Here is a 25,344-nt window from a genome sequence, read left to right as displayed (position 1 = left end):
TTAGATTAACAGACATATGAAGAAATAGCAAATAGTACGATTCTTATTTCAATAATGATATTGAAATCGTCTTATACCATGCATAGCAGGCGCCCGTACATTGTGCATTTATGACAATCATCAGGCACCTGCAGTTGATTTCTTAAAACGGACCCCAATCAATAATGACTCCGATTGAGAGGAAGATTATGCCGAGCACTGTCCAGATGAGCAGGAGCGGGAATACGAACCGGATCCATTTCGTCCAAGCTATCCCCGCAATGGCCAAGTTCGCCATCAAGATGCCGGATGTAGGCGTAATGACATTTGTAAAGCCGTCTCCCATTTTGTACGCCTGCACTGCCACTTGTCTCGGAATTTCCATCAAATCCGCAAGCGGTGTCATGATTGGCATAACGATGACTGCTTGTCCACTTCCCGAGGAAACAAGGATATTGAATAGTTCGTTGGCGATAAACATGACAATCGCGCCACTCACGCTAGTGAAAGGAGTCATTATATTGGCCATTCCTTGAACGATCGTATCCAGGATTTTTCCATTCTCGAGAACGACTACAATTGAGCGGGCCATCCCAATGATCATCGCTCCGTAGACAAGACCCTTTGCCCCTTCAAAAAATTCTTTCACAAGCCGATTAGGTGTCAAGCGGGCGATAACCGCCGTTCCGACTGCAATGATAATGAAAATGGCAGCCATCTGATTAAGGCTCCATTCGTATTTGAATACGCCGAATACATACAGTGCAATGCCTAGTACAAGCCATAGCAGAACGAGCTTATGTGTACCTGTTATTTGCACTTCTTCATTCAATTCATTCTTCTCTTCCAGCTTCGGGAACGGATTGTCCCCAAGTACACTCTTCGCCGGATCCTTTTTAATCCGCTTCACGTACCATGCGACGTAAAGAATTGTCGAAATCAAGACCGCAATATAGATAATCACCCGGTAGCCGATCCCAGAGAAGAGGGGCAATTGCGCAATTTGTTGCGCCGTCCCTGTCGTCAATGGATCTAGAAATGCGGTATTAAAGCCTGCGTAAGCACCGAGGTAGATGATTGACACCCCGACGATCGCGTCCAGTTTCATCGAACGCGCTAAAATAATTCCGATTGGAATAAAGGCGATTACCGCGTTTACAATAATGCCGAGCGTACCAAATATCGAGAACAAGACCATGACAATCGTGATTAAGACAATTTCCTTGTTCTTTGTTTTCTCGATTGTTTTTAATATGAGCGCATCAATTGCTCCTGTCGACTCGATGACTGCAAATGAGCCCCCGATGATTAACACTAAGAAAATCAGCGGCGCAGAAGCGATCATTCCATCTTGGATTGCCAGAAAAACATCCATCGGACTGACAGCTGATGACTCAATCTTCTCATAGCTTCCCGGAACGACGACGGTAACGCCATCAACCTCTTCCCTTTGAAATTCACCTGCAGGGATTATGTACGTCAAGATAGCCATAAGGACAAGTATCATGAATAGAATTACATATGCATCCGGTATGCCTAACGTTATCTTCTTTTTCTTCTCCACGCTGCCACTCCTTCCTGAATTATCTTTATATTGCGTTGACTATTCACATGATAAATCATATAATTTATTTTGACAAAACTAAATTATATGATTTATTACAAAAGAAAGACTGGTGTAGGCATGACTTACTACGACAAGACGAAAAACGAGTACGAAAATCTGACGCCGGGACTAAAGAAGGTCGCTGAAGTATTGCTGACAAACCCGATCCTGTTCGCGACGCATCCCGCAAAAAAAATTGCCCATGTGCTGGATGTAAGCGAAACGATGGTTGTACGCTTTTCCAAAGCGATCGGATATGACGGATTCGGCTCACTCCAGGCGGACGTCAAGCGCAACCTCTTGACAATCAAATCCCCCGGGAAGGTGTCTTCTGAAGACAAGCATCCGTTCCGCCGCATCATGGAAAGTGACAGCAATAACATCAACCAGATCGTCGACCATTTGGACTGGGTAATAGCAGAGAACATCGTGGACTCTTTACAGAAAGCAGAGAATATCCAAGTGGTCGGCTACTACCAATCTTTCGCGTATGCCCATTGGTTTGCGGTTCTTCTGAACAAGCTCCTTGGCAACACGCAGCTTTACCGGCCAGAAACGGATATCGGCATCTCGAAGCAAGGAAGCGGCCAATGTGTTGTCATTTTTTCGTACTACCGGTATGCACTCGGCACAATTCGGTTAGCGGAGGAAGCTCGGGATAAAGGCAATCAAGTCATCGTCATCACCGATTCCCGCTCTTCGCCGGTAGTGGAATATGCCGACCATGCGCTCGTCATACCGTTCGCCCAACGTTCCGTGCTGGAAAAAGGGCCGGTCACATTTTCGGTGTTGAATAGCCTTCTGCTCCATATTGCGCACCGAATCGATAAGTTGGATCTCATTAATCCGACGAACAATTATTACATCCAATGAACTAAAGGGGGATTAAGTATGAGCAATGCAACAAAGGAACTGGTAATGGAGACATTCAATCATTTGCATGCAAATCCGGAACTGAGCTGGGAAGAAGTGAATACGACCGCTTTTATTAGAAAGAAGTTGGAAGAAGCAGGCTGCACTGTGACTGTGTTTGACGACTGCACGGGTGTCGTCGGTGACATCGGAAACTTATCAGGGGACGTGCCGATCATTGCACTCCGAGCGGATATGGATGCATTGTGGCAGGAGGTCGATGGAGAAATGAAAGCAAATCATTCATGCGGCCACGATGCCCATATGACAATGGTGCTTGGAGTGTTGCAACGTGTGAAAGACAGAAAGGACATTTTGGATCAAATCGGCATCCGGTTCATTTTCCAGCCGGCTGAAGAAGTTGGCGCAGGGGCACTGAAACTTGTGGATAAAGGGGTCGTCGACAATGTCGATTTCTATTACGGCATCCATCTGCGGCCGTTCCAGGAGACTGAGAATGGCAAAGCCGCTCCTGCTATTGTTCATGGTGCGACGGGTACAATCGCCTTCGAAATCCGTGGAGATGATGCGCATGGAGCCCGTCCACATCTCACCCGTAACGCGGTTGAGATCGGAACCTATATCGTGAATGCCATTCATACGATCCATCTCGACCCGAATATTCCCCACTCCGCTAAAGTGACCCGTTTCCAAGCAGGTGGCAGGAGCACGAACATCATACCGGGGAGCGCCACACTTGCAGTCGATTTGCGTGCGCAACAGAACGAAGCGATGGATATTCTCGTGAAGAGGGTGCACGATGTTCTCGACTCCGCCCGTTCACTATTCAATGCAACGATCACTATTACTGAGGAGTATGGCATCGCTGCTGCTGTAGTCCATCCGGAAGCGGAAGCGATGGCGAGAAGCGCGATTGCGGCCGTATTAGGCGAAGAAAACACGGCAGATCCGATCATTACGCCGGGCGGTGACGATTTTCATTTTTATACGATCAAGAAACCGCACTTGAAAGCAACGATGGTCGGACTTGGATGCGATTTGAAGCCCGGATTACACCATCCGAACATGACATTCGAACGGGACGCCATGTTCAACGGCATCGATGTACTCACGAAGATTCTGGAATTACATTCGAAAGGGGAAAAATGAATGATGAAATCCATAACCATAAAAGAAGTTGTTCTCCATCATATCAACGTCTCTCTCACTGCACCGTTCACGACAAGCTTTGGTACGATGCAACATAAGGATGTCTGCTTAGTGGAAGTGATCGACGAATCCGGGATGTCAGGTTGGGGAGAAACCGTAACAAGCAACGAGCCCTATTACAACGAGGAAACAACAGCGACGACTGTGTATATGCTGAAGGAATTTCTCATCCCCCGATTGATTCACAAGGAAATCAAGCATGCTGAAGACGTACATGACATGCTGCAATTCGTCCGTCGCAATAACATTGCAAAATCCGCTATTGAAACAGCTATATGGGATGTATTTGCAAAGAAAAACGGAAAGTCCATCGCTGAACTTCTCGGTGGAACAAAGAATGAAATAGAGGTCGGGAAGAGCATCGGAATCCAAAAAGACCCGGACGCGCTGGTCGATAAGGTCCGCCAGTATGTAGATGAGGGCTTCCGCAAAATCAAAGTGAAAATCAAACCCGGCGCTGATCTTGATTATATTGCTGCAGTCCGCGAAGCGTTTCCCAATATTCCACTTATGGCAGACGCCAATTCCGCCTATACACTGGCTGATACCGACCGATTGAAAAAATTAGATCAATACAATCTGATCATGATTGAGCAGCCGCTCGCCCATGACGATATCATTGATCATGCCACTTTGCAGAAACAAATCAGTACGCCGATCTGTCTGGACGAAAGCATTCATTCATTGGAGGACACACGAAAGGCGATCGAGCTCGGCAGCTGTAAAATCATCAATATTAAGATCGGACGGGTCGGCGGACTGACGGAGTCGAAACGGATCCACGACCTGTGCAAAGCCAATGATATTCCGGTCTGGTGCGGGGGTATGCTCGAAACGGGTGTAGGACGTGCGCACAACATCCAATTGACGACACTCCAGAACTTCACGATACCAGGAGACACAGCGCCCTCCTCCCACTACTGGGAAGAAGACATTGTCACTCCGGAAATCACAATGGACCACGGCATCATCCTTGTCCCGTCCGGTAATGGAATAGGCTATGAAGTAGATCAGGAGAAACTGAAGAAGGTGCTGACAAGCAGGGAAACGATTACGTCCGCTGAATCTTCCCACCCGATCCCTTCCTAACAAAAACAACTACCTGCATGGGGGATGCCCCCCGTGCAGGTAGTTGTAATCTAATATGCGATTGGCAGATGATAACCCTTTGCCAAAAATACTTTCGCGGTTTTACTTCAGATAAAAAGACGAGCCATCTATCATTTCAACGTTTGCCCTATCTTTAATCTGTTTGATTAACGTAAAAAGAGCTTCATCCTTCTGTTTTGCCTCGATCATACAATCAATTTGCGGGACGGAACCTTTGATTTCATCTAGAAACCTGAAAAACATGTCCACATCCACGTAATCCGAATGGTGACGGAATTTGTCCTCGCTTTTCGGACTGGAAATATGCATTTTGATCGGCAGAGGGGACGCCTTCCATGTATCAACTACGCGGTCCCATTTATCTTCCCATGTTTTATCGCGATGAAAGGCCAGATGATGGTGATAATCAAACACAAGCGGAACACCCAGTTTCTCGCTGAGATAGAGCGTATCCTCGAGGGTGAAGGATGTATCATCATTTTCCAGCATAATCATCCGTTGAATGGGCAGCGGAACATCGCCCCACTGCTCCACAAAACGCTCTAATGATTTTTCAGTGTCTTTGTAATTGCCCCCGACATGGAGGACACAGCGATGAGTGGGATCTATCTTCATTCCTTTTAAGAGTAAATAATGCATCTTTAAGTTTTTTACCGAATTGATCAATACGTCTCGATTCGGGGAATTTAAAACGACAAAGTGGTCAGGATGAAAATCGACTCTCATCCCATGCTCTTTCACAAAGCCCCCAATTTCAGCCAGCTTCCCTTTCAGCGGCTGCATATAATCCCATCCGGCAAGCTCTGCATGGTCCGCTAACGGAATCAGTTTGGAGCTGAAACGATAAAAATGGACTTCATTAAAGTGGTTATGTTTTAGGATCCGATGTGTATTCTCCAAATTCTCCAGTGCAATCCGTTCCAATTTGCGGATTGCCGCTTCACGGTCTTCTTGTTTTTGGAACTGCGTAAACGTCATCGTTTTAGACGGGGAAGCATTTTTCAGTTCCATGCTCATCGCTACGAATCCCATTCGTACAATTGTCATATTGCACCTCAACTCATCCATAATTGAAAAGACATGAATAGTCTCCTCCCTGCCAAGGACAACTATACAGCGCTTCCGCAAACCCTTGTAAATTGTGTGGGAATTGTGTGGGTGCCTGTGCGTGGTGCATTTATGACAATTCATGTATTTTAATAAAAATACAACAGCAGTCCACCTAAACGCTAATACTACTGATTTCACAAATTACATTTATGCAATTGTAGTGTATTTACTGAATAGTGTCTTACACAGGCACCGTGCCCTCATTTTATAAAGGCACCTGTGTCTGTAGGCTCCACACACCGCTTTTCGTTAATTTATCAATATGGACTTCAATATCCCCACCTAAATAGACGGTCTCCCCTTTAATGGCAACGACCATTGCGAGGACGACGGGATCACTATTATTTTTTTGGTATACATCGCCGATTTTTGGTATATGGATCGGGAGTGGATGGTGTTCCTCCACCTTCGCCTGTGCGGTTGGTTCATTCCCGTCAGGCTGTGCCCGATCAATGATTGTTGCCCCCTCTTCCAGCCCCGGCACCATTACCCAATACTCGCTATGTCTGATTCCATTCGATCTATTGCTAATCACACCGTTCGCTTCTATTGATGATACAGTTTCAATCGCGTGAAGATGGTGATGGTCAATGGAGTCAGGTTTAGGATTGATGATTAAAATATAATCACCGACTTTTGCCCTCACTTCTTTGTGAAGCGTATAACGTTGATAATTGAACGTGAAACTATCCAAATGCTTCGGTCTATACAATGTAATTTCTCTTGCAGTTACGAGCTGCTGTTCCATATCTTCAAGCCGGATCAGATGCACGGATTTCCTGAAAAATGGGTTTACAGAGTACACTTTATGCAGTTTATTTTGATAATAAACAAATTGTCCTCTTCTAACGTTTAATAAATTCACTACGACCCCACCTTATATTTTTTCTAGTTTGTTGCTACGTTTCTCCGTTCACTCTTTTTGTTGTATGACTTTATAAAAGGATACGACCATTAAAATGATAATAAGGGAGAGAGGTAACGCCGATATGATAAGCATGTTTTGAAAGCCTTTAATGCCTCCGGAATACATGACAATGGCCGCCATTGCTGATAATGTGAGCCCCCAAATGATCTTGACAACATTCGAAGGATTCAGTTGTCCACCTGTACTGAACATGCCGAGTACAAATGTTGCCGAATCCGCAGACGTTATAAAAAATACGGCAATGACAAACACGGTAATCAAGGACAGGATCGTTCCAAGTGGATAATGCTCATACATGCCGAATGTCACCGTTTCTGTCACTAATGCGGACAGCTTGGCAATCCCGTTTTGCTCTAGATATAATGCCGAGCCGCCAAAAACGGCAAAGAAGATGAATGTCACAAGTGTCGGCGCAAGCAATACGCCTGCGACAAATTCTCTTATTGTCCGGCCTTTTGAAACACGTGCAATGAACATGCCTACAAATGGCGCCCAGGAAATCCACCATGCCCAATAGAAAATCGTCCATTCATTAATCCACTGTCGCTGATCGCCATTCAACGGCTTAAGCTCAAAACTCATTTCAATGAAGTTCCCTGCATATTTACCGATTGAAGTTGTAAATAGATTTAAAATATACATGGACGGGCCGACAATAAACAAGAGAAGTAACAGGATAAATCCAACGACAATATTGATGGTACTTAAGTATTTGATGCCCCGTCCAATACCCGACCATGCGGATAAGATAAATAATACCGTCGCGATGAGTAAAATGATCAACTGAAACCAAAACGTTTTAGGGGCGTCAAACAGATACGTCAACCCGCTATTAATTTGCGCTGAACCGAAACCGAGTGTGGATGCGACACCTACAACAGTCGCAAAAACTGCAAGCGTATCTACGATATGTCCAACTGTGCCCCGCATGATTTTCTTGCCGAACAACGGCTCAAGCGTCGCACTGATCAACCCGGGAGCGCCAACCCGAAATTTAAAGTAAGCGAGTACGAGTGCTACAATGCTGTACAGCCCCCAGCCATGAAGGCCCCAGTGAAACATCGCGTATTGAAGCGATTCAATGATTGCCTGATCAGACCCTGGTGTTGCATTCGGCGAACTGATGAAAGCATGCGAAATGGTTTCCGCTGTTGTAAAGAACACCAATCCAATGCCCATACCCGCGCTGAACAGCATGGCAAACCATGCAAGCAAACTAAATTCAGGCTTCTCATTTTGTTTTCCTAATGTAACTTTGCCAAAACGCGAAAACATAATATATATGCAAAAACTAATCATCGCAACAATGACAAATATGTAAAACCATGCAAAGTGATCATAAATAAATGTGGTTGCAACTACAGTCAAATCGTTCAAATTCGTCGGGGCAATTGAACCCCAAAGCACAATCGCTATACAAATAACGACTGCATACCAAAACACCCTAGTAATATGCAAAAAAAATTCCCCTCTCTCCAATTTCCACTACTCATACCTTCAAAGTATTTCATAAATCATATCAATGGTATCTCCCCCTCCATAGCATGAGAACCAGACTTCCCAGCTATACATTAAACACTATAAAACGAGCCGCCTATCCGATTTAGAAAATCGTCATAGACGGCTAACAAAGATTCAGCATTCAATTATACCCATTTAAAAAAACTTCAAACATTGTGTGGGTGAGCCGAAGCAGACGGAGAACCCTAGGAATAGCTTCAAAGGTTTCTGAAAAATCATCTGGGTTATTTGAGGGCCATATTTGATAGGTCAAAGGTCACAAAATGACAATAAAATTGTGAAATTGACCGATAACTCACTGGAAATGATCGATAACTCTTTTGAATTGATCGATAACTTCCCTGATATGACCGATAACTATCTAAAAGTGACCGATAAAAATCCTACACAGCCAAAATAGTATAAAACGAATCGTTTATCGCCCGCAATCCGTATAAGTAATGAACTGAAAATGCGAATGTACGAGGTGAGAACATGAAGAAAAAGAATTCTCGTTGGAAGACAGGGATAGCTATATGTCTAAGTGTAATTTGTCTAATCTGTGCAGGTTGTTCGAAGTCAAATGAACAAGATAAAATTAAGGAAACAGTCAAAACCGTCGTTGAACTGCAGATGAATGCACCTAATGAAAAAGCGATCTTCAAGAATTACTTCTCGGATAATATAGAGGACACGGAGAAAGGATTCGAACAATATAATGCGTATTTAAAGGAAACATACGCCCCTTACTTTACTGAAAGCACATTCGATTTATACACTCGAACGGGTGAGTTCGACATCTTCCATACAGTAGCCGACAGATACGGATATCAATTGAAGGTGAACGATGTCAACGTGGAGCAGAACGAAGTGACACCAACAAATTATAACTTCACCGTCGATCTTGATTATGTCAATAAAGACGGGGAGAAAACGGCGATTGAAATAACAGGCGTTGCCATTATGCGCGACAATAAAATCGCTAAAATGTCATACCTCGGCGACAAGCAATTATTGAGGAGTTTAATTAGCGGAGGGCTGGAGTAACTGCGGTGGCATAGCAAATAAAATAATCCATCCCTTATGAGCTTACACTCAAGGATGGATTATTTTTTTGCGGTTACGATACATGACCATCCAGTATACCTGCTAATTTCTCCTTCACCGCTTCAGACGTAACAATACAGCTGACTTCAGAGAACTTCGTTGTAATCCACAGTTCATACCCGCTATTCACTTCCGGGGAATACCCGTAAAAACGGTGGTTCTGATCAATTCCCTCGAAATGATACGATTGAATGTTCTTCCATGACACAAACCTGCCCCCACATAACACCCCGTTTTCCACAATCGCAAATAGATTCCAAACTTGATTGAAAGTGAATAATACAAGGAGAGGGATGACGGCGTAAGACAAATCCTTACTAGTGCTGAGTAGATCAAAAACTACAAGAATGAGTAGAAACAGTAGCGTGAGACCCAGCCATAGAAGACCGGTTTTTTGTTGATTAATAATCGGCAGCTCGACTGATTTTTTCGGCTGTATTCGAATCTCTTGCAAGTCTTCCTCCGTGACTGGGAAAATGACAGGTTGTTTCATTCTAATTAATAACCGGAAAATTCGGAAACAAAGAAACAAAAATAATATGCCCGTTATATTGATCATCTTTCATTTCCCCCAACTTGAGCAAACATTAGTTATCCCTCTACTAATTCTTTTGCGTCAATTTTACCATATAACACCATGGCGCATCCTTTAAATTTCTGAGTAATAGCAAAAACAACAACCATTCCCTCTCGAGCTCCGTTACTATTATGAAGAGGCGGTGATGACAATGGACCAGGGAGAATTGGAAGCGATCATGGATGCGCATGGTGAACACCTATTGAGGATGGCTTTCTTCTATTTGCGGGACCGTGAGATGGCGAAGGATATCGTCCAAGACGTGTTCATTTCCTTTTATACGTCAGCGAATTATGAGGAACGAGGGACACTGCGTGCGTATCTTACCAAGTTGACCGTCAACCGCTGCAAGGACCATCTGCGGAGCTGGTCATTCCGGAATTTGCTGTTCACGCAGGATTGGGTGGAAACGATACATATACAACAGGACCCTGTTATTTTGAATGAAGAGCGATCGGAACTCGCCATTACTATATTGAAGTTACCTATGAAGTACCGGGAAATTATCATTTTTTATTACTACGAAGAATACAAGATCAGGGAAATCGCCGCTTTTTTGGAGCTATCCGAAAACACGGTGAAGGCACGAATGGTGAAGGCGCGGAAGATATTGAAGGAAAAACTGAAAACCGGTGATTGGGAGGTGCTATCTAATGAATGAAGTGAAGAAGAGTCTAGATGCTGTGTCCGGAATTAATTCAGAAGATGTGGAAGATGTGAAACGAAGAGTCCTCTCCGGAAAACGTAGGCAAAAGAAAAGAAATCCCTTCCCAGTGGCAGCGACTGCCATTGTCGCCGCAACGGTCCTGTTTTTTGCATTCAACGTGCTGAAGGACGGTATCTCCACCGCGGATCAAGATGAATATGAAGTTAATGAATTAATTTATGATCACATGCTACGGTCAGAGTCGAACGGCAATGAAGAGGACGCCACGAACGAGACGAAGCAAGCGGTTTTGCGAAACATACTGCAAATTGACGCTTTAATTGATTATGCCAAAACGATGGGCTACTCGGAAGACATAGAAGCAATCGAAAAAACCGTGGCGGAACAGCGGGATACTTTTTATGCGGAACTGGACAAAGAAGATGAAGAGAAAAAGAAGACAATTCTCCAAACACAGGAAAGGAATTTCGGAATCTCCTATGACGAATATTTCAATGTAATTTTAAAATGGACTTACCGATATGACAAAGCCGAAGAATGGCTTGTTCGCCATCCACAGGAAAAACCTATAACAAAAGGTGAAGTGCTCGGTTCATTCCAGAATAAACACGAGCATGCCATTGCCAATTTCATGGAACAAAAGGCGATTCCCCCTTTCGATCTGTCCGTCAATTACGAAGAGCTTGAAGGGACAGTCGCCGCTATCGATGGTGAGCAAGTCCTTATCACGCAAGGATTCGTAGAGGACGCTCCATCGAAAAAGGAAAAGTTGATCATAAATGGAGCCGCCGACCGGTTTGTAATCCCTCACGCTTCAAACGAGATTTCGCCCGGCATGGACATCAGGATTGTTTACGACACTCTCTCCTACCCTGTTACTTCACGTGGCAGTTCATTACCTTACGAAAAGGTGACGGAGTGGGAAGTGCTTTCTACCAATACCGTGCGTGAATTCACACCTAAAAATCCAACGGGAGTTTCTGAAAAGGATATTGAAACGGCTTATGAAATGTGTGTGACCGCGCTGACGGACTATTATAAAGCTGTCTGGAATGGCTCTGATATTGACTTGGATTCATTCATTGAAAACGAAAACCTTAAGCAGTATATAAATAAGAAGGTTCAATCCGAACATGATCGATATGGAGGCTTTAATGATCCGGTGAAAGATGTTGAAATTGGGGATTGGGAAGCGAAAAATACTGAAGATGCGAATGGAGGTTTTCTCTATTTGCACGTACCTGTAATGGTCAATAAGGATGTAGGCGGTTATGGTGAAGCAACCGAATTTCTCGTCCGAAATGTCAACGGCAAGTTAGTCATCGTTGATTGGTATACGGGTGGAAAAGATACGTATGACTTTATCGTGCGTGGAGAGAATGAAACAATCGACAACCCGGATATTTGGAATGATCAGGAATGGGTAAAGAAATTTGATGGTTCGGCAGATTGATTTATGTCTAACCAAGCATATTCTCTATAGATATGGCCCGCGAAGGAAATCCTCCTCGTGGGCTTTGCTTATTTTATATGGACTATGGAAAATTCTTTTATTCAATAATATCTCTTCTATAGGTTGTACCAGTCACTCCTCTTGAATAGGATGCATAGACGCTATTTAAGGGAGGACTTTACATGAATTCGATAGCTGCCTATATCATTTTAGGCGTATCTTTAGCTGCGCCCATCGGACCTGTTAACGCTGCGCAGCTAAATACGGGTATTAAAAACGGTTTTTTTCATGCCTGGATTTTTGGTATTGGAGCGTTAACAGCCGATGTTTTGTATATGATCATGGTATATTTCGGAGTCGGACAAATTATCGAGTTCGCACTGGTAAAAATAATTCTTTGGTCATTTGGTTGTTTTGTTCTTTTATATACTGGAATCGAAAATTTAGTATCATTACATAAAATTGAACTAGAAATGAAATCAGGTAAAAAAAGCCTTCTTAGACGTTCCTTGTTAACTGGTTTTTTCATGTCGCTTTTGAATCCACTAACGATTCTATTTTGGCTGGGGATCTATGGTTCAGTTCTTGCACAATCTGCTGAAACCTATGCAGGGGATCAACTACTGATTTTTAGTATCGCCATTATAGTTGGTGTCCTTTTATGGGATACAATAATGGCCACTCTATCTAGTGGTGCCCGCAGATTATTATCCGTGAATCTTTTGAAGATGATCTCCGTTATTTCTTCCCTTTTTATGATTGGATTCGGAATATACTTCGGCATTCAGGCTTATCATGCATTATTTTGAGCCTCTTCTTTCTTCCACCTTTTCCGTAAAAACAGGACGACGATTCCAATTATCGTAATAAATAGTAAACTGACAAAAAAGCCAGGTCGACTTGTTTTATGAAAAAGTGCTCCACTTACGGCCGCAACGACAAGAATCATTCCGATCACTCTTTTTACTTTATCCGCAGTAGTCGGCTCGATTAATCTGTGATACATGGATAAAATGAGAATCCAATTATAAAGCAGCATTAATGCTGCAGCAGTCGTTATATATTCGTATACTTTATCAGGCAATAATAATGAGGTGACTATGGATAGAACAAGCCCGGTTGTCGTTAAAGCGATAGCAGGTAACGGCATTTTGAACTTCTTTTTCATTTGTTTACTAAATAGTTTAGGTGCATCCCCATCTTCAGATATTGTTTGAAGTACCGTGGTAACCGAAAAAAGAGCTCCAGACATCGTCGAAAAACCGGCAATAATAATTGCAGCCGTAAAGACATGCGGGAAAAACTCAATACCATTAAAACCTGATAAGGCCTCAACAAACGGGCTTTTGTTCTCCCTGAACTTATCATATGGCAATAGTAAAAGTGCTAAAGAAAGCGATGTAATGTAAATTACTCCGAGTAACCCCAACATGACTTTTCCCGATTTAGGAGCATCTTCCTTTTTCTTAAGATGGATGGCCATTACGCCCATTACTTCAATTCCACCATGAGCATAAAAGGCAAACAATAGAGCGCTCCAAAATCCGACGATACCGTTAGGGAAAAATCCTTTTACAGTTTGAGGAATTCCTGCTTTGGAATCGCCCTCAATTATCCCCGTCAACGCTAAAATGGCAATTACAATAAACATAAAAATAGCAGCAATTTTCATCACTGCAAATACGCTCTCTAATTTCCCAAACGCTTTAGTCCCAATAAAAAGAACAAGGAGGCCGCATACGGCATAAATCGATGCGAATATCCACAGTTTAATGTCAGGGAACCAAAACTTTGATAACAGTGAAATTGCAGTAAGCTGACTACCGATGATTAAAATCTCCGAACACCAATAGACCCAACCACTGCTAAACCCAGCCCAACGTCCATATGCTTTTTTGGCATACGTTCGAAATGACCCTTTCTGTGGATCTTTTGCGGACATTTTCGCTAGTGCTTCAAATACGATATAGGTTGCAGTTGCAGCCATGATAAAGGCCAGGATGACAGAAGGACCTGTCATTTTAATCGCAATACTTGATGCTAAGAAAAAACCTGTACCAATAATGCAGCCTACTCCAATTAGGGATAATTGCCACCAAGAAAGATTTGCTGCTTCATCCTTGCCTCCTGACGTTTTTTTCCCCATTACATACACCTCCACATAAAAGATAGCTTTCCACCAGAAAGTACATTTATGTGTTAGTGAAATGATGAAAGAAAGAACATTTTCAAGACAAAGATCAACCATGTTAGCTTATGTATATTGTTTACAACTGCCCAATAGAGGATATGGGTAACCAACTATATAGCTGAAGGGGCATACTACAATGACCAGCCAAAACGAAGACATCCTTACCTATTTTCAAAAACTTGATCGCAGCTTTTTCATGGATGAACTCAAAGAATTCGCCTATATGGACGAGGCCATTCCAATCGGGCATGAACAAACGATTTCCCAGCCATCCCTCGTACTTGAAATGACATTGGCCCTCGATTTGCAGCCCGGTTCAAAAGTGCTCGAAATCGGAACCGGATCCGGCTACCAAACCGCCCTGCTCGCCGCCTTCTCGGACTCCGTTTATACGATTGAACGAATCGCCGCCTTGCATGAACGGGCAAAGGAACGATTAGAAAAAGCCGGCTTCTCCAACATCCATTTCAAATTGGATGACGGCAGCACCGGTTGGGAAGAAAACGCTCCGTATGACCGGATTATGGTGACGGCCGCTGCTGCCCAAGTGCCAAACGAGCTCATCGACCAACTAGCACCCAGAGGTAAAATGATCATTCCAGTAGGTCCACCCCTTCTACAGGAGCTCTTGCTCTTGGAAAAAGATGAAGACGGAGAAATCAATACGACAGTGCTGGAGGAAGTGAGGTTTGTTCCGTTGAGGGGGAAGTATGAGTAGAGGTCATAACTTTATTAGACTTCTCTTTTGATTGTAATCGACATTTAGTGCACCACCTATTAGGTCCTTACTCACAAAATGACAATATAACTCGGGAAATGATCGATATATGTTGGGAAATAATCGATATCCTCCGCGAAATGATCGATAAACTACGGGAAATGAACGATAATCCGCAGGAAATGATCGATATAATTCTACCTGCTTCAATCCCAACTGCTCACCCACTCATTTCATTACAAAACAGCCCACGAAGGAGTTTTTTCCTCGTGGGCTTTACTCATTTAATATCTTTATGGATCAACACCGTTGCGATTTCAGGGAAGATCGAAAGAATAACCATGAAGACAAGCATGATGACGGCATACGGGATAACGCCTTTCACGATTTCACTGATGGTGTTTTCTTTGTTCAACCCTTTCAATACGAACAGGTTCAGTCCGACCGGCGGTGAGATGAGAGCCAGCTCCATATTGATGACCATGATAATAGCGAACCAGATCGGATCGAAACCGAGCGCCATGATGATCGGATAAAGGATTGGCAATGTGATAACCAGAATTGAAACAGTTTCCAAGAACATACCGAGAATCAACAGCACGATATTGATCAAGATGAAAATGATCCATGGTGAAATGTCTTGGGATGTTGCAAAATTGACGATGCCCTGTGGAATCTGAAGGATTGTCAGGATATAGCCCAATAGCATCGCACCGATGATGATAAATAGGATCATTGCATTCGTTTTAACAGTAGAAACTAGAATTTCCTTCATCGACGTCAAATTGATGTTCTTATAGACGAAAATTGCGATGACAAAGCTGAGCACAACGCCGACAGCAGCTGCTTCCGTCGGTGTGAAAATACCAGTGTAGATCCCGCCGATGATAATGATTGGCAGCAACAATCCCCAAATCGCCTTGCGAGATGCCTCCATTCTCTCGCCCCAAGTCGCCGGTATGTCTTTAATATGGCGAGTTTGATACGCCGAGAAAATCATGAACGCGATTGTCAGGATTGCACCAGGTATAATTCCAGCAATGAAAAGCTTACCAACAGACTCTCCTGTCACTGAACCATAAATGATCATCGGAATACTTGGAGGAATTAAGATGCCAAGTGTTCCACCCGCAGCCAATAGCCCTAACACATGACGTTTGTTGTAACCCCTTCTCACCATTTCAGGCAGTGCGACAGAACCGACCGTAACAGCCGTTGCAACACTGGATCCTGAAATCGCTGAGAATACGGTACAGCAGAACAATGTCGCAATCGCTAGTCCGCCAGGGAAATGCCTGAACCATCTGCTGGCCATTTCATACAAATCCCGGCCGACCCCACTCACAACAAGCACTTGGCTCATCAATACATACATCGGCAAGGCAGTCAGCGAGAAATCATCTAATGACTTGTACGATATAATCGGAATCTGCATGAAGGCGAATGTACCTCCGTTAAAGAAATACATCCCTGCAACCGCCAGCAAACTGAGCGTAAAGGCGACAGGCAGTCCGATGAGGAGAAGAATTCCCAATCCACCCGTAAAAAATAAATTCATAGGTGTTCCCCTCCCTTATGGATGCCGCCATCTATAATCTGTAGTATGAAGGCGATGCATAGAAGAACGCCCCCGATCACGAGGAGGGATTCCGGAATATACATTGGAATCCTCAACAGTGATGCGGATGTGACTCCCAAGTTGAATGTCTTGATGACATGCAAGTAACTGTAAAGTGTGAAGATGATACTGAATACCAATCCGAGAGAATTCGTCAGGTATGCCAGTAAGGTTTTAATTCGATCATTAACATTATTAATCAATAAATCGACAGTAATATGCGAATAGGTCCGAACCGCATAGGCGCTACCTAAGAAACAGCTGCCAATGATCGCATAGATGGATAGCTCAGTCGCCCAAGAAGTCGGTTTATGGAAAAACGATCTTGACACAACTTCATAGAATGTCATAACGGTCGTGATCAAAATAAGCACACCCGCAATGTAAGCGCCCCATCTGATGAGCAGATCCATAACATTATAGACCTTTTTCAAAGCGGTTCCCCCCTCAAATCTAGTTATTTCAGCCTACCAAGTCTAAAAGTTCTTTCCCTAGGTCTCCGGCATTTTTCACGAATACGTCACGCACCGGTGCAGCCGCGTCTTTCCATACGTCCAACTCGTCTTCAGGTACGACGTAAACTTCCATTCCATTTTCTTCAAGTGCTTTAGCTGATTCACTATCTTCTTTTTCGGCTTGCTCACGGATCCACGTTTCCGTTTCAGCGGCCACTTCTGTTAGAAGGTCTTGAGTCTTCTCTGGAAGGCCATCCCAGTAGTCTTTATTGACAGCCAAAAGGAATTCAAGATAGGCATAGTTATTAATCGTCAAGTATTTCGTAACTTCATCATATTTACGTTGAAGCATCGCTGTCGTACCTGATGTTGCCCCATCCACTGTGTCACGTTGAAGGGCCATGTATACTTCCCCCCCACCCATGAAAACAGGTGAAGCCCCATATGCTTGAATTAATTCGGAAGGCAAATCTCCGATACTTCTGATTTTCAATCCTTTGAAGTCTTCAGGAGATTTTAACGGGCGCTTGTTATTGGCAAATTGAACATATCCATAGTCAGCGAACATCAGAACTTTCGCACCCTTTTCTTCCATTGCACCACGAAGTTTATCGCCGAATTCACCATTTACCGCTTCTCCTACTGCTGAATAATCATTGAATACATAAGGAACATCGAAAATCCCCATTGCCGGAACAGTGGACGCCCATAGAGTGGAAGAGTTCACACCCATTTCAACACCACCTGAAAGAATTGACTGGTTCATATCCTTATCGCTAAGTAATTGTCCTGCCGGAAACACTTGCACTTTCACTTTTCCATCGGATTTTTCGGTAACTTTTTTCGCGAATTCTTCGATACCAACCGAGATATGATGATCTTGAGGCAAGTTGTAGGCAAGACGGATTGTCGTTGCCTCATAGCCGTCCCCGCTATCAGCAGTAGCCTTATCATCCGTTTTTTCGTTGTTGCAGGCGGACAACACAACCACCCCAATAATTGATACAAACAAACCTAACAGCCATTTTTTCATCACTCATTCCCCTTTTCCCTTTGTTTTTCCACGTGGCGGATTCGCCCCAATGGATTTTTTGTTGATAGACTTGCCGCATAATCAGCGGCACCCAACAGTTTTTGAAAATCGATCCCTGTTGATATATTCATCCTTTCGAATAAATAAACGAGATCCTCTGTTGCCAAATTACCCGCGGCGCCCGGCGCAAATGGACAGCCGCCGATGCCACTTGCGGACGTTTCAAAAATTCTCACGCCTGCCTTGTAAGCCTCATATGCATTCGTCAACCCAAGTCCCCGCGTGTCATGCAAATGAATAGCTACTGGCGTGTCGCCTGCAATGGCGAGCACCTTCTTCATCAGACTGTCGACATGATCGGGTGTTGCAATTCCAATCGTATCCGCAATTCCAATCCGATCTACCCCCGCCTCTTTGACACGACGGACGAGCTCCAGCACTTTCTCTTCTTCGACATTTCCTTCATACGGACAGCCGAAGCTGACGGCGACTGAAAAACAAGTTTTGATGCCGTCTTTTTTCGCTTCCTTCAAAACCTTCAGGAACTGGGACATATTGTCCTCGATCGACATCCCGATGTTCTTTTCATTGAAAGTTTCAGTAGCTGCACTGACCCAATTCACTTCAGATAAACGATGTTTCCTTGCCCGTTCATACCCTTTCAGATTAGGAATCAATGCAATCGCTTCGAGATTTCCCTTATCGGAAAGAGCTTGGAGCAATTCGTTTGCATCCGCCATTTGAGGCACTTTCACCGGATGGACGAAGGAGGTCACTTCCACTTTATGAATCCCGGCAGCAATCAGTTTGTTTACCAGTTGCAATTTCCGCTCCACATCTACCGGTTTCGGTTCGTTTTGCAAACCATCGCGGGGGCTGACGTCAATGATCGTAACGCCTTCCATTCAAATGACCCCTTTCTCTTTCAGACGCTGGAACTCTTCTTCCGACAGGCCGAGGAGATCTGAATAGACCTCTTCATTGTGAGCTCCAAGAACCGGGCCAATCCAATCGATATCACCCGGTGTCCCCGATAGCTTCGGCACAATCCCGGGAACGGTCATCTTCACTCCGTCCTCCAATACGATTTCCTTCAGCATATCGCGCGCCTGATAATGTTCGTCATTCACGATGTCATTGATGCCGTAAATCGGACCTACCGGAACCGATGCTGCATCCAAGATCCGCCGAACTTCATCCATGGAGTGCTGCAACGTCCAGTCCTCTATCACGCCATCTATGAAGTCCGCGTGATCCGCACGGCCTTGGTTCGTTGCATATAGCGGATCATTCGCCAAATCCCCCCTGCCGATCGCTGTCATGAGTCGCTGGAAAATGCGATCTCCATTTCCGCCAATGACAATATGCTTTCCATCAGCACATTTGTAGGTGTTCGAAGGGGCTATGCCCGGCAACGTGCTTCCCGTTCGCTCCCTAACCAATCCTGTTAAATCATACTCCGGAAGAATGCCTTCCAGCAGGCTGAACACCGCTTCGTAGAGCGCGACGTCAACGACCTGCCCTTTCTTTTCCGGGTCCTCATCCCGTGCACGAAGTGTCATCAATGTTCCGATTACCGCATATAAGCCTGCAATCATATCACCGATCGCAATGCCTGCACGGACTGGCGGACGATCCGGATAGCCTGTCAAAAAACGTAGACCGCCAATCGCTTCTGCGACACTGCCAAATCCGGGTTTTTCCTTATAGGGACCCGTTTGTCCGTATCCCGATATACGGGTGAGGATAATCGATGGATTTACCTTCTGAAGTTCCTCATAGCCCAGCCCCCATCTCTCCAATGTGCCCGGCTTGAAATTTTCGAGAACAACATCCACCTTGCCAATCAATGACCTTACGATTTCCTGCCCTTCAGGTTCACGAAGATTGATGGTAACCGATTTCTTGTTCCTGCTTTGGACGTACCACCATACGGACGTATCCCCATGCATCACCCGCCAATTCCGTAGAGGATCGCCATTTGTAGGTTCCTCCACTTTAATCACTTCTGCTCCGAATTCAGCAAAAAGCTTACCTGCATACGGTGCTGCGACCAAATTGCCCAATTCCAATATTTTTACGCCTTCTAGAGGTTTTCGTTTGTTTAACACGGTTGGATTTCCCCCCTACTTAGCGGCCATTATCATGAATGATTGATAATCATGTTCGATATGCTGCCTCATTAATTCCCTAGCTTTATTCTGGTCCTGTTCAACAATCGCCTGATAGATTTTTTCGTGATCATCGTGTGCTTCTTGCGCATATCCTGGATTCTTTTCCAAAATCGCCTTTCTGTAAAAGCTGTTCACCCCCCGTAATTGCAGTGTCATCGTTTCGAGGAATGGATTTCGACTAGCATAGACAATCGATTCATGAAACTTGAAATTCACTTCCAGCAACCCTTTCAGATTGTTGGCATCGGCTTCTTTTCTCATGGTTTCTACATAGGATTCCATTAATGTAATCTCGTCCCGGCTTCTGCGTTGCGCGGCATAATAAGCTGCGAGCGATTCCATTTCCACCCTGATTTCGTAAAGATTCCGATAATCTTCCGTCGATGGATTGGCCACAGTCACTCCGCCAGTTGCATGCACGTCCAACAATCCGTCCTTCTCTAGCATCCTGACAGCTTCACGGATCGGGCTGCGGCTCACTTTCAACGTCTCAGAGATTTTCTCTTCGATCAGCCGCTCGCCCGGAGCGATTTCCCCCATGATGATTCCGTTTTTCAAATAGTCATAGACTTGTTCCTTCAAAGTCGTTTTCTTCACTACGAACTGCGACATTTTGTCCACCTCAATTCTCGTCGACAGTATACGGTATACTAAAGTCAGAATAGAACAATGTTTTCAATTTGTCAATTATATTTCTATATAATAAATAGTCTGTCACAACGAACAAATACAAGCCCCACTTTCTGTTTTCGTATGAAATAAAGTAGAACTGGAAAGAATGGGTATAAAAGTTGAGGAGTTGATTCTCTTGGTACATAAATATTATGAGGATAAAAAAGTATTTTGCTATATCTGTCGCAAAACCACCTTTTTCACCTACAGAGATTCCCATAATAATAGTGGAGTGGAAAGCCATTGCGGTGAATGTTCAGAGGTTTGGTTTGAGTGGCAAAACAGGGCTGTCGAAAGAGAGTTGGAAAAGTGGATTGACTATAATAGCAGCAGGCTTCCTCTCAAGAGATATCTCAGTTTGGAAAAATGATTTCACGTACCGATGCAACTTTGAAGTAAACAAAGAAAGCACATTATTTCGGATTTCCCTGAGTAAAACAGGTAGCCGAGATAATGTGCCATTGTTCTTTTATGTAGTCGCTAGTCTGACCGTTGTTTTATACAATAACTCAGTCCCGGCAGCAATATCTTCATAGGTTGAAAATTCCGCTGGATCATGACTGATGCCATCTTTAGATCGTACAAAAATCATTGCAATTTTACAGTCTTGTGCCATGGAGAGCGCATCGTGGAACGCCCCGCTCGTTAGTTCCGGAACGACTTCCAGACCCATCGCTTTACTCTCTTCACGCATAACGTCTAAAATATCTTCACTGCATGGCTCTGGAGAGATATTCGTATCTTCGTATATCGTATACTTCAGACCATTTTCTTGGGCGGTTTTGTCAATGTAATCACGTAATTGTGCTTCATATCGGTTGCGTCTGTCCAAGTTACTATCTCGTAAATCGATCGTAAAGATCACCCTATCCGGCACAATTGCTCTCGCGTTCGGATATATGGTTAAGTTGCCAACTGTGCCGACAGTCGGGGCATCTTGATCTTGCGTTACGATACCTTTCAATCCGGAAATTATTTCAGCTGCACCAACTAATGCGTCTTTCCGCAACTTCATTGGAACGGTACCGGCATGGCCCGCGGACCCAGTCAGTTCTACGGTTAGCCAGAGAGGCCCCGAGATTCCTGTAACGATTCCTACGGGAGCATTTGCTTCCTCTAACACAGGGCCTTGTTCAATATGCAATTCAATATACGTATCAATCGATCCTTTTGGATATTCTGAAGCAGTGAGCTTATCGGGATCAGCCCCAAACTCACGTAACGCTTCTCGCCTTGTCACCCCGTCTTTATCCGAACGTTCAAGTTCACCTTCATCTAATTGGCCGGTAATTCCCCTGGATCCGAATAATCCTTTATTAAAACGGAAGCCCTCTTCATCGCAAAAAGCCATAATTCCGATTGGCATTTCAGGCTGAATATTGTTTTCCTGCATCGTTTGGACAACTTCCAATCCGCCCAGAACACCGATTGGACCGTCAAATCGTCCACCGGAAGGCTGTGAGTCAATGTGTGAGCCAAGCATCAAAATGGGCGTATCCGGATTTTTCCCTTCCAGTCGGCCAATTAAATTCCCGAAGTCATCGACTCTCGTTTGTAAGCCGGCTTGTTCCATCCACCGCTTCACAAGTCCAATTCCTTCTTTATATTCCTTTGACAAAGCCAATCGACATACGCCAGTTTCACCAAACTTTCCAATTTTGGCGAGCTTATCAATATGTTCTTGCAATCGTTTTTGGTTGATTGTTAGTTTTTGTAGACTCGTATTCACCATTTATCATTTTCCCCCTTACCCGTGAGCCTTCTTATCCTTCGCTTTTTCCACGTTATAAATGACAGCGATTGAAATCGCAACACAAGAAGCAATTTTAATTAATGATGGGATTGGCGAGAAAAAGACCCCGATCCCGAGTAGTACCGCCATGACGCCGTACTTAGGCTTACTAAAGGCAAATTGACCTAACACTGCACCGAAAATAGCAGGCAGGACGAATACAAACGACGCTTGGATAGACTCAGGGATTAAGTTGACGATAAATGTTCCTCCCAAAACAGTTAAAATAATGACGATCGTATTCGTTAATGAAGCGAGGGCAATACCGAGCACGCCAGCTATTTCAGCTTTTTGCGTTCCAAGTTCAGCACCGACAGCCTTTTGGGCAGCCGATGAGCAAGGTACACATAGATTCGCAATATTTCCCGATAAAAAGGCGATATACGTTCCGCCTATCCCGAGAATCGGGAAGTACGTTACAGGTTCAACAATCCACAACACCCCGATAAACGCTGCATAACCTAGGAGTCCGGCAAAAATCGCTCCCCATCCCGGGTGTGCACCGAGTACGAACGACAAGTACATCGGTAATCCTACTGATGCAATCATTACTAATAAAATCGTTAAGCGACCCCAAAAGTGGGACTGTTCATGAAACCTCGTCATTGAACTACTAGCAGGCTCGGATTTTGCTTTGTTAGCTGTACGAACAACCTCTTGACTCATGCTCATTTTCATTCCTCCTTAACTATACAAAGTAATTTTCTAGGTAAGAGCAATGACCATCGTTCCGACAATCATTCCACAAACCATTGAAATTCCAAGTGACCATTCTCGCAGCCAACTTATATTTTTCTTTTCGGCAATCGACATACAGACAATCATGATTCCGAGTGAGGCGATTCCTGCGAAGAAAAAGCCCAACCCTTTAAGCATTTGTTCGCTTGCTAAATATCCGAATGCCCCAAGCATTGCCGCCAAGGAAATACTTGCCACCGCTTTTGGGTTTTTCCTACGAATTGCTTTCTCCGCTTTTCCAAGGGATTTTGTGAAAAGAAATGTGACGAGAAGCCAGCCCATCCCACCTAAACACATCGTCCAAACGACTGTCGCAAAGGCTTTTTCATTAAATCCAGCGCCCCCTAGCTCAACGCCGAAAGCTTTCGCACCAATATGAGCAGCCGCCGTTTCTGTTGCCGCGGATCCGATAATTCCGATTCGCATCATTGTAATAGGCGGACCAAGGAGTGCGATTAACGAAACGATGACAATGGCAATCCCAAATGAAGGGCCAAGTGAGCTAATAAAACCTGTCCTTATCGCTCTTGAGACCTCCGTAGGCGTTAATCCTGCATCAGGGGCAGCTTTTTTAGCAATGTTCATGAACATGATTGCTTGAAAAATCACGACACCCATTACGAAGAAAGCAACGATCCAGACGATATTGCTGCTAGCGATATTCATTACATTTCCCGGCATTTGCAATTCCCCTTCCTAGATTGTCTGATTCCATATCTAGAATGCAATCAAACATTTTTATATAGTAGGCCAAGTATTCGTCTCCATCAATGTTGGAGTTTCCTACTTGGCCAATAAAAATATTATTATTTGACTCTTCTGATTTCACAACTATACAGCAATGGCAAATTAGGTGCAAGGATATTTGGACATTATTAATTTTTTAATTACATGTAACCATTTTACGAACTTAGTTAGTTATTAGAACCTACGTTCCGTAATGAAAGTATTAAATGGGAGTTGCCTATATTGGTTATTTTGTGACAGTCCTTTGCGGTCCAGATCTTCTGCACACCATGAAAAAACACCGACCCATGACCGACGTTTTTTGTCGATAGGTTGGTGCTGGATGTAGATTAGTAAGTAAATCAGGCATTTGTACAATTTGAAATTGTTCGGGTATCTGGTGCCTATTTTTAATACAGATGCTATCCAATCCATTGCCACATGGCCAAACTGAGGCACCCCTTTACGTGCCCCGTCAACGTCTACATCGTTCACTTATTATCATAAGAAGCCCCAACCTCTTCTAAATGAAGGATTGGGGCTTCTTTAGTAGTAACTTACGCGATAGGTTGTTTTGGCGTGTAAAACTCTTCGGGAATCGGTCCGAACACTCTTCGGTGGTAGAGCATCGGGTCTTTCTCTTGATCAATTCGAATATCTGTAACTTCTCCAATCAAAACGGTATGATCGCCTGCCTCAATCGCTTTGAACGTCTTACATTCAAATACTCCGAATGCACCGTCAATAATCGGCAAGCCGTTTTCGGAAAGGTTCCACTCACAAGCAGCAAATCGATCTTCAACTTTACTCGCAAACGTTTTACAAAGCTCTTGTTGTTCACCTGCTAGAACGTGGACCGCAAATTTTCCACCCTCTGTGAACGCTTTCAGTGACGACACACGGTGATCAATGGACCATAGAAGCATGAGCGGATCTAAAGAGACAGAGGCGAATGAATTAACTGTCAACCCGACAGGCTTTCCGTCCTCATCGGTTGTTGTCACAATTGTCACCCCTGTTGGGTAATTCCCCATGATTTGTTTGAATAAATCCTGTTTTTCTGCTTTTTGCATGATTGATCTCTCCTTTTTAATTAGAATGCTATCTC

Annotated in this window: 24 protein-coding genes; 8 read left to right on the top strand and 16 right to left on the bottom strand. The window is 44.1% G+C overall.

Annotation, left to right across the window (positions count from 1 at the left end; translation table 11 throughout):
- Window positions 1-142 precede the first annotated feature (142 nt).
- A complete protein-coding gene (locus M3152_RS14740) occupies window positions 143-1,543 on the bottom strand; it encodes a YfcC family protein (protein ID WP_353056621.1) in 1,401 nt (466 codons plus the stop codon).
- Window positions 1,544-1,663: 120 nt separating this feature from the next.
- On the opposite strand from M3152_RS14740, the gene M3152_RS14735 reads away from it, so the two are divergent.
- Genes M3152_RS14735 through menC form a run of 3 tightly spaced genes read left to right on the top strand, consistent with a single transcriptional unit; the run spans window position 1,664 to window position 4,756 of the window.
- A complete protein-coding gene (locus M3152_RS14735; RefSeq protein WP_251696206.1) occupies window positions 1,664-2,458 on the top strand; it encodes a MurR/RpiR family transcriptional regulator in 795 nt (264 codons plus the stop codon).
- 18 nt (window positions 2,459-2,476) lie between these two features.
- The gene (locus M3152_RS14730; protein WP_251696204.1) at window positions 2,477-3,607 is read left to right on the top strand and encodes a M20 peptidase aminoacylase family protein; all 1,131 of its coding nucleotides are present in this window, start codon (window positions 2,477-2,479) and stop codon (window positions 3,605-3,607) included.
- Window positions 3,608-3,610: 3 nt separating this feature from the next.
- On the top strand, window positions 3,611-4,756 hold the full coding sequence (menC, locus tag M3152_RS14725; protein WP_251696369.1) for an o-succinylbenzoate synthase: 1,146 nt from the start codon (window positions 3,611-3,613) through the stop codon (window positions 4,754-4,756).
- 102 nt (window positions 4,757-4,858) lie between these two features.
- Here menC and uvsE read toward each other — a convergent pair whose 3' ends face one another.
- The 3 genes from uvsE to M3152_RS14710 all read right to left on the bottom strand — a co-directional run bounded on the left by uvsE (window position 4,859) and on the right by M3152_RS14710 (window position 8,273).
- Window positions 4,859-5,824, bottom strand: coding sequence for a UV DNA damage repair endonuclease UvsE (gene uvsE / locus M3152_RS14720; protein WP_251696203.1), 966 nt, complete (start codon window positions 5,822-5,824; stop codon window positions 4,859-4,861).
- A 268-nt stretch (window positions 5,825-6,092) separates the two neighbouring features.
- On the bottom strand, window positions 6,093-6,752 hold the full coding sequence (locus tag M3152_RS14715; protein WP_251696201.1) for a hypothetical protein: 660 nt from the start codon (window positions 6,750-6,752) through the stop codon (window positions 6,093-6,095).
- A gap of 48 nt (window positions 6,753-6,800) precedes the next feature.
- Window positions 6,801-8,273 (bottom strand): BCCT family transporter, encoded by a 1,473-nt coding sequence (locus tag M3152_RS14710; RefSeq protein ID WP_251696199.1) that lies wholly within the window; start codon window positions 8,271-8,273, stop codon window positions 6,801-6,803.
- A 537-nt stretch (window positions 8,274-8,810) separates the two neighbouring features.
- Between M3152_RS14710 and M3152_RS14705 the strand changes: the two genes are divergently transcribed.
- The gene (locus M3152_RS14705) at window positions 8,811-9,362 is read left to right on the top strand and encodes a hypothetical protein (protein ID WP_251696197.1); all 552 of its coding nucleotides are present in this window, start codon (window positions 8,811-8,813) and stop codon (window positions 9,360-9,362) included.
- A gap of 73 nt (window positions 9,363-9,435) precedes the next feature.
- Here M3152_RS14705 and M3152_RS14700 read toward each other — a convergent pair whose 3' ends face one another.
- Window positions 9,436-9,981 carry a hypothetical protein gene (locus M3152_RS14700; protein ID WP_251696195.1) on the bottom strand — a complete coding sequence of 182 codons (546 nt, stop codon included), beginning with the start codon at window positions 9,979-9,981 and terminating at the stop codon, window positions 9,436-9,438.
- A 169-nt stretch (window positions 9,982-10,150) separates the two neighbouring features.
- On the opposite strand from M3152_RS14700, the gene M3152_RS14695 reads away from it, so the two are divergent.
- From M3152_RS14695 to M3152_RS14685, 3 genes are all read left to right on the top strand, one after another.
- Entirely contained in the window at window positions 10,151-10,660 is a 510-nt protein-coding gene (locus tag M3152_RS14695) for a sigma-70 family RNA polymerase sigma factor (protein WP_251696193.1), read from the top strand.
- Window positions 10,653-12,119, top strand: a complete 1,467-nt coding sequence (locus M3152_RS14690; RefSeq protein WP_251696191.1) for a hypothetical protein — start codon at window positions 10,653-10,655, stop codon at window positions 12,117-12,119. The genes M3152_RS14695 and M3152_RS14690 overlap by 8 nt, the downstream gene beginning before the upstream one ends.
- Window positions 12,120-12,301: 182 nt before the next feature.
- Complete coding sequence (locus M3152_RS14685) at window positions 12,302-12,928, top strand: LysE family transporter (protein ID WP_251696189.1); 627 nt, start codon at window positions 12,302-12,304, stop codon at window positions 12,926-12,928.
- Here M3152_RS14685 and M3152_RS14680 read toward each other — a convergent pair.
- Window positions 12,913-14,265 carry an amino acid permease gene (locus tag M3152_RS14680; RefSeq protein ID WP_251696187.1) on the bottom strand — a complete coding sequence of 451 codons (1,353 nt, stop codon included), beginning with the start codon at window positions 14,263-14,265 and terminating at the stop codon, window positions 12,913-12,915. The two genes, M3152_RS14685 and M3152_RS14680, sit on opposite strands and share 16 nt — an antisense overlap.
- Before the next feature lie 181 nt (window positions 14,266-14,446).
- Between M3152_RS14680 and M3152_RS14675 the strand changes: the two genes are divergently transcribed.
- Entirely contained in the window at window positions 14,447-15,028 is a 582-nt protein-coding gene (locus tag M3152_RS14675) for a protein-L-isoaspartate(D-aspartate) O-methyltransferase (protein WP_251696186.1), read from the top strand.
- 280 nt (window positions 15,029-15,308) lie between these two features.
- Here the strand turns inward: M3152_RS14675 and M3152_RS14670 are convergent, their stop codons facing one another.
- The 10 genes from M3152_RS14670 to M3152_RS14625 form a co-directional block, all read right to left on the bottom strand.
- Entirely contained in the window at window positions 15,309-16,586 is a 1,278-nt protein-coding gene (locus tag M3152_RS14670; protein ID WP_251696185.1) for a TRAP transporter large permease, read from the bottom strand.
- Entirely contained in the window at window positions 16,583-17,080 is a 498-nt protein-coding gene (locus tag M3152_RS14665; RefSeq protein WP_251696183.1) for a TRAP transporter small permease, read from the bottom strand. Before M3152_RS14665 ends, M3152_RS14670 begins: the two co-directional genes overlap by 4 nt.
- A gap of 28 nt (window positions 17,081-17,108) precedes the next feature.
- Entirely contained in the window at window positions 17,109-18,134 is a 1,026-nt protein-coding gene (locus M3152_RS14660) for a TRAP transporter substrate-binding protein (protein WP_251696181.1), read from the bottom strand.
- Entirely contained in the window at window positions 18,134-19,039 is a 906-nt protein-coding gene (locus tag M3152_RS14655) for a hydroxymethylglutaryl-CoA lyase (RefSeq protein ID WP_251696179.1), read from the bottom strand. Before M3152_RS14655 ends, M3152_RS14660 begins: the two co-directional genes overlap by 1 nt.
- Window positions 19,040-20,245, bottom strand: a complete 1,206-nt coding sequence (locus M3152_RS14650) for a CaiB/BaiF CoA transferase family protein (RefSeq protein WP_251696177.1) — start codon at window positions 20,243-20,245, stop codon at window positions 19,040-19,042.
- Window positions 20,246-20,260: 15 nt separating this feature from the next.
- Window positions 20,261-20,920, bottom strand: coding sequence for a GntR family transcriptional regulator (locus tag M3152_RS14645; RefSeq protein ID WP_251696175.1), 660 nt, complete (start codon window positions 20,918-20,920; stop codon window positions 20,261-20,263).
- Between the two features lie 529 nt (window positions 20,921-21,449).
- Window positions 21,450-22,709, bottom strand: a complete 1,260-nt coding sequence (locus M3152_RS14640) for a M20 family metallo-hydrolase (RefSeq protein ID WP_435371951.1) — start codon at window positions 22,707-22,709, stop codon at window positions 21,450-21,452.
- 18 nt (window positions 22,710-22,727) lie between these two features.
- Window positions 22,728-23,444 (bottom strand): small-conductance mechanosensitive channel, encoded by a 717-nt coding sequence (locus M3152_RS14635; protein WP_251696171.1) that lies wholly within the window; start codon window positions 23,442-23,444, stop codon window positions 22,728-22,730.
- A gap of 33 nt (window positions 23,445-23,477) precedes the next feature.
- Complete coding sequence (locus M3152_RS14630) at window positions 23,478-24,191, bottom strand: DUF5058 family protein (RefSeq protein WP_251696169.1); 714 nt, start codon at window positions 24,189-24,191, stop codon at window positions 23,478-23,480.
- 602 nt (window positions 24,192-24,793) lie between these two features.
- Window positions 24,794-25,309 carry a flavin reductase family protein gene (locus tag M3152_RS14625; RefSeq protein WP_251696167.1) on the bottom strand — a complete coding sequence of 172 codons (516 nt, stop codon included), beginning with the start codon at window positions 25,307-25,309 and terminating at the stop codon, window positions 24,794-24,796.
- Window positions 25,310-25,344 lie beyond the last annotated feature (35 nt).

Source organism: Sporosarcina luteola (assembly GCF_023715245.1).
GTDB lineage: Bacteria > Bacillota > Bacilli > Bacillales_A > Planococcaceae > Sporosarcina > Sporosarcina luteola_C.
This window is presented reverse-complemented; position numbering and strand designations above follow the sequence as displayed.

What these genes read in the sequence shown, in the direction of transcription:
- M3152_RS14735 (WP_251696206.1), top strand. Translation starts at nt 1,664, where the DNA reads ATGACTTACTACGACAAGACGAAAAACGAGTACGAAAATCTGACGCCG.
- M3152_RS14730 (WP_251696204.1), top strand. Translation starts at nt 2,477, where the DNA reads ATGAGCAATGCAACAAAGGAACTGGTAATGGAGACATTCAATCATTTG.
- menC (WP_251696369.1), top strand. Translation starts at nt 3,611, where the DNA reads ATGAAATCCATAACCATAAAAGAAGTTGTTCTCCATCATATCAACGTC.
- uvsE (WP_251696203.1), bottom strand. Translation starts at nt 5,824, where the DNA reads ATGACAATTGTACGAATGGGATTCGTAGCGATGAGCATGGAACTGAAA.
- M3152_RS14705 (WP_251696197.1), top strand. Translation starts at nt 8,811, where the DNA reads ATGAAGAAAAAGAATTCTCGTTGGAAGACAGGGATAGCTATATGTCTA.
- M3152_RS14700 (WP_251696195.1), bottom strand. Translation starts at nt 9,981, where the DNA reads ATGATCAATATAACGGGCATATTATTTTTGTTTCTTTGTTTCCGAATT.
- M3152_RS14695 (WP_251696193.1), top strand. Translation starts at nt 10,151, where the DNA reads ATGGACCAGGGAGAATTGGAAGCGATCATGGATGCGCATGGTGAACAC.
- M3152_RS14690 (WP_251696191.1), top strand. Translation starts at nt 10,653, where the DNA reads ATGAATGAAGTGAAGAAGAGTCTAGATGCTGTGTCCGGAATTAATTCA.
- M3152_RS14685 (WP_251696189.1), top strand. Translation starts at nt 12,302, where the DNA reads ATGAATTCGATAGCTGCCTATATCATTTTAGGCGTATCTTTAGCTGCG.
- M3152_RS14680 (WP_251696187.1), bottom strand. Translation starts at nt 14,265, where the DNA reads ATGGGGAAAAAAACGTCAGGAGGCAAGGATGAAGCAGCAAATCTTTCT.
- M3152_RS14675 (WP_251696186.1), top strand. Translation starts at nt 14,447, where the DNA reads ATGACCAGCCAAAACGAAGACATCCTTACCTATTTTCAAAAACTTGAT.
- M3152_RS14670 (WP_251696185.1), bottom strand. Translation starts at nt 16,586, where the DNA reads ATGAATTTATTTTTTACGGGTGGATTGGGAATTCTTCTCCTCATCGGA.
- M3152_RS14660 (WP_251696181.1), bottom strand. Translation starts at nt 18,134, where the DNA reads ATGAAAAAATGGCTGTTAGGTTTGTTTGTATCAATTATTGGGGTGGTT.
- M3152_RS14655 (WP_251696179.1), bottom strand. Translation starts at nt 19,039, where the DNA reads ATGGAAGGCGTTACGATCATTGACGTCAGCCCCCGCGATGGTTTGCAA.
- M3152_RS14645 (WP_251696175.1), bottom strand. Translation starts at nt 20,920, where the DNA reads ATGTCGCAGTTCGTAGTGAAGAAAACGACTTTGAAGGAACAAGTCTAT.
- M3152_RS14635 (WP_251696171.1), bottom strand. Translation starts at nt 23,444, where the DNA reads ATGAGCATGAGTCAAGAGGTTGTTCGTACAGCTAACAAAGCAAAATCC.
- M3152_RS14630 (WP_251696169.1), bottom strand. Translation starts at nt 24,191, where the DNA reads ATGCCGGGAAATGTAATGAATATCGCTAGCAGCAATATCGTCTGGATC.
- M3152_RS14625 (WP_251696167.1), bottom strand. Translation starts at nt 25,309, where the DNA reads ATGCAAAAAGCAGAAAAACAGGATTTATTCAAACAAATCATGGGGAAT.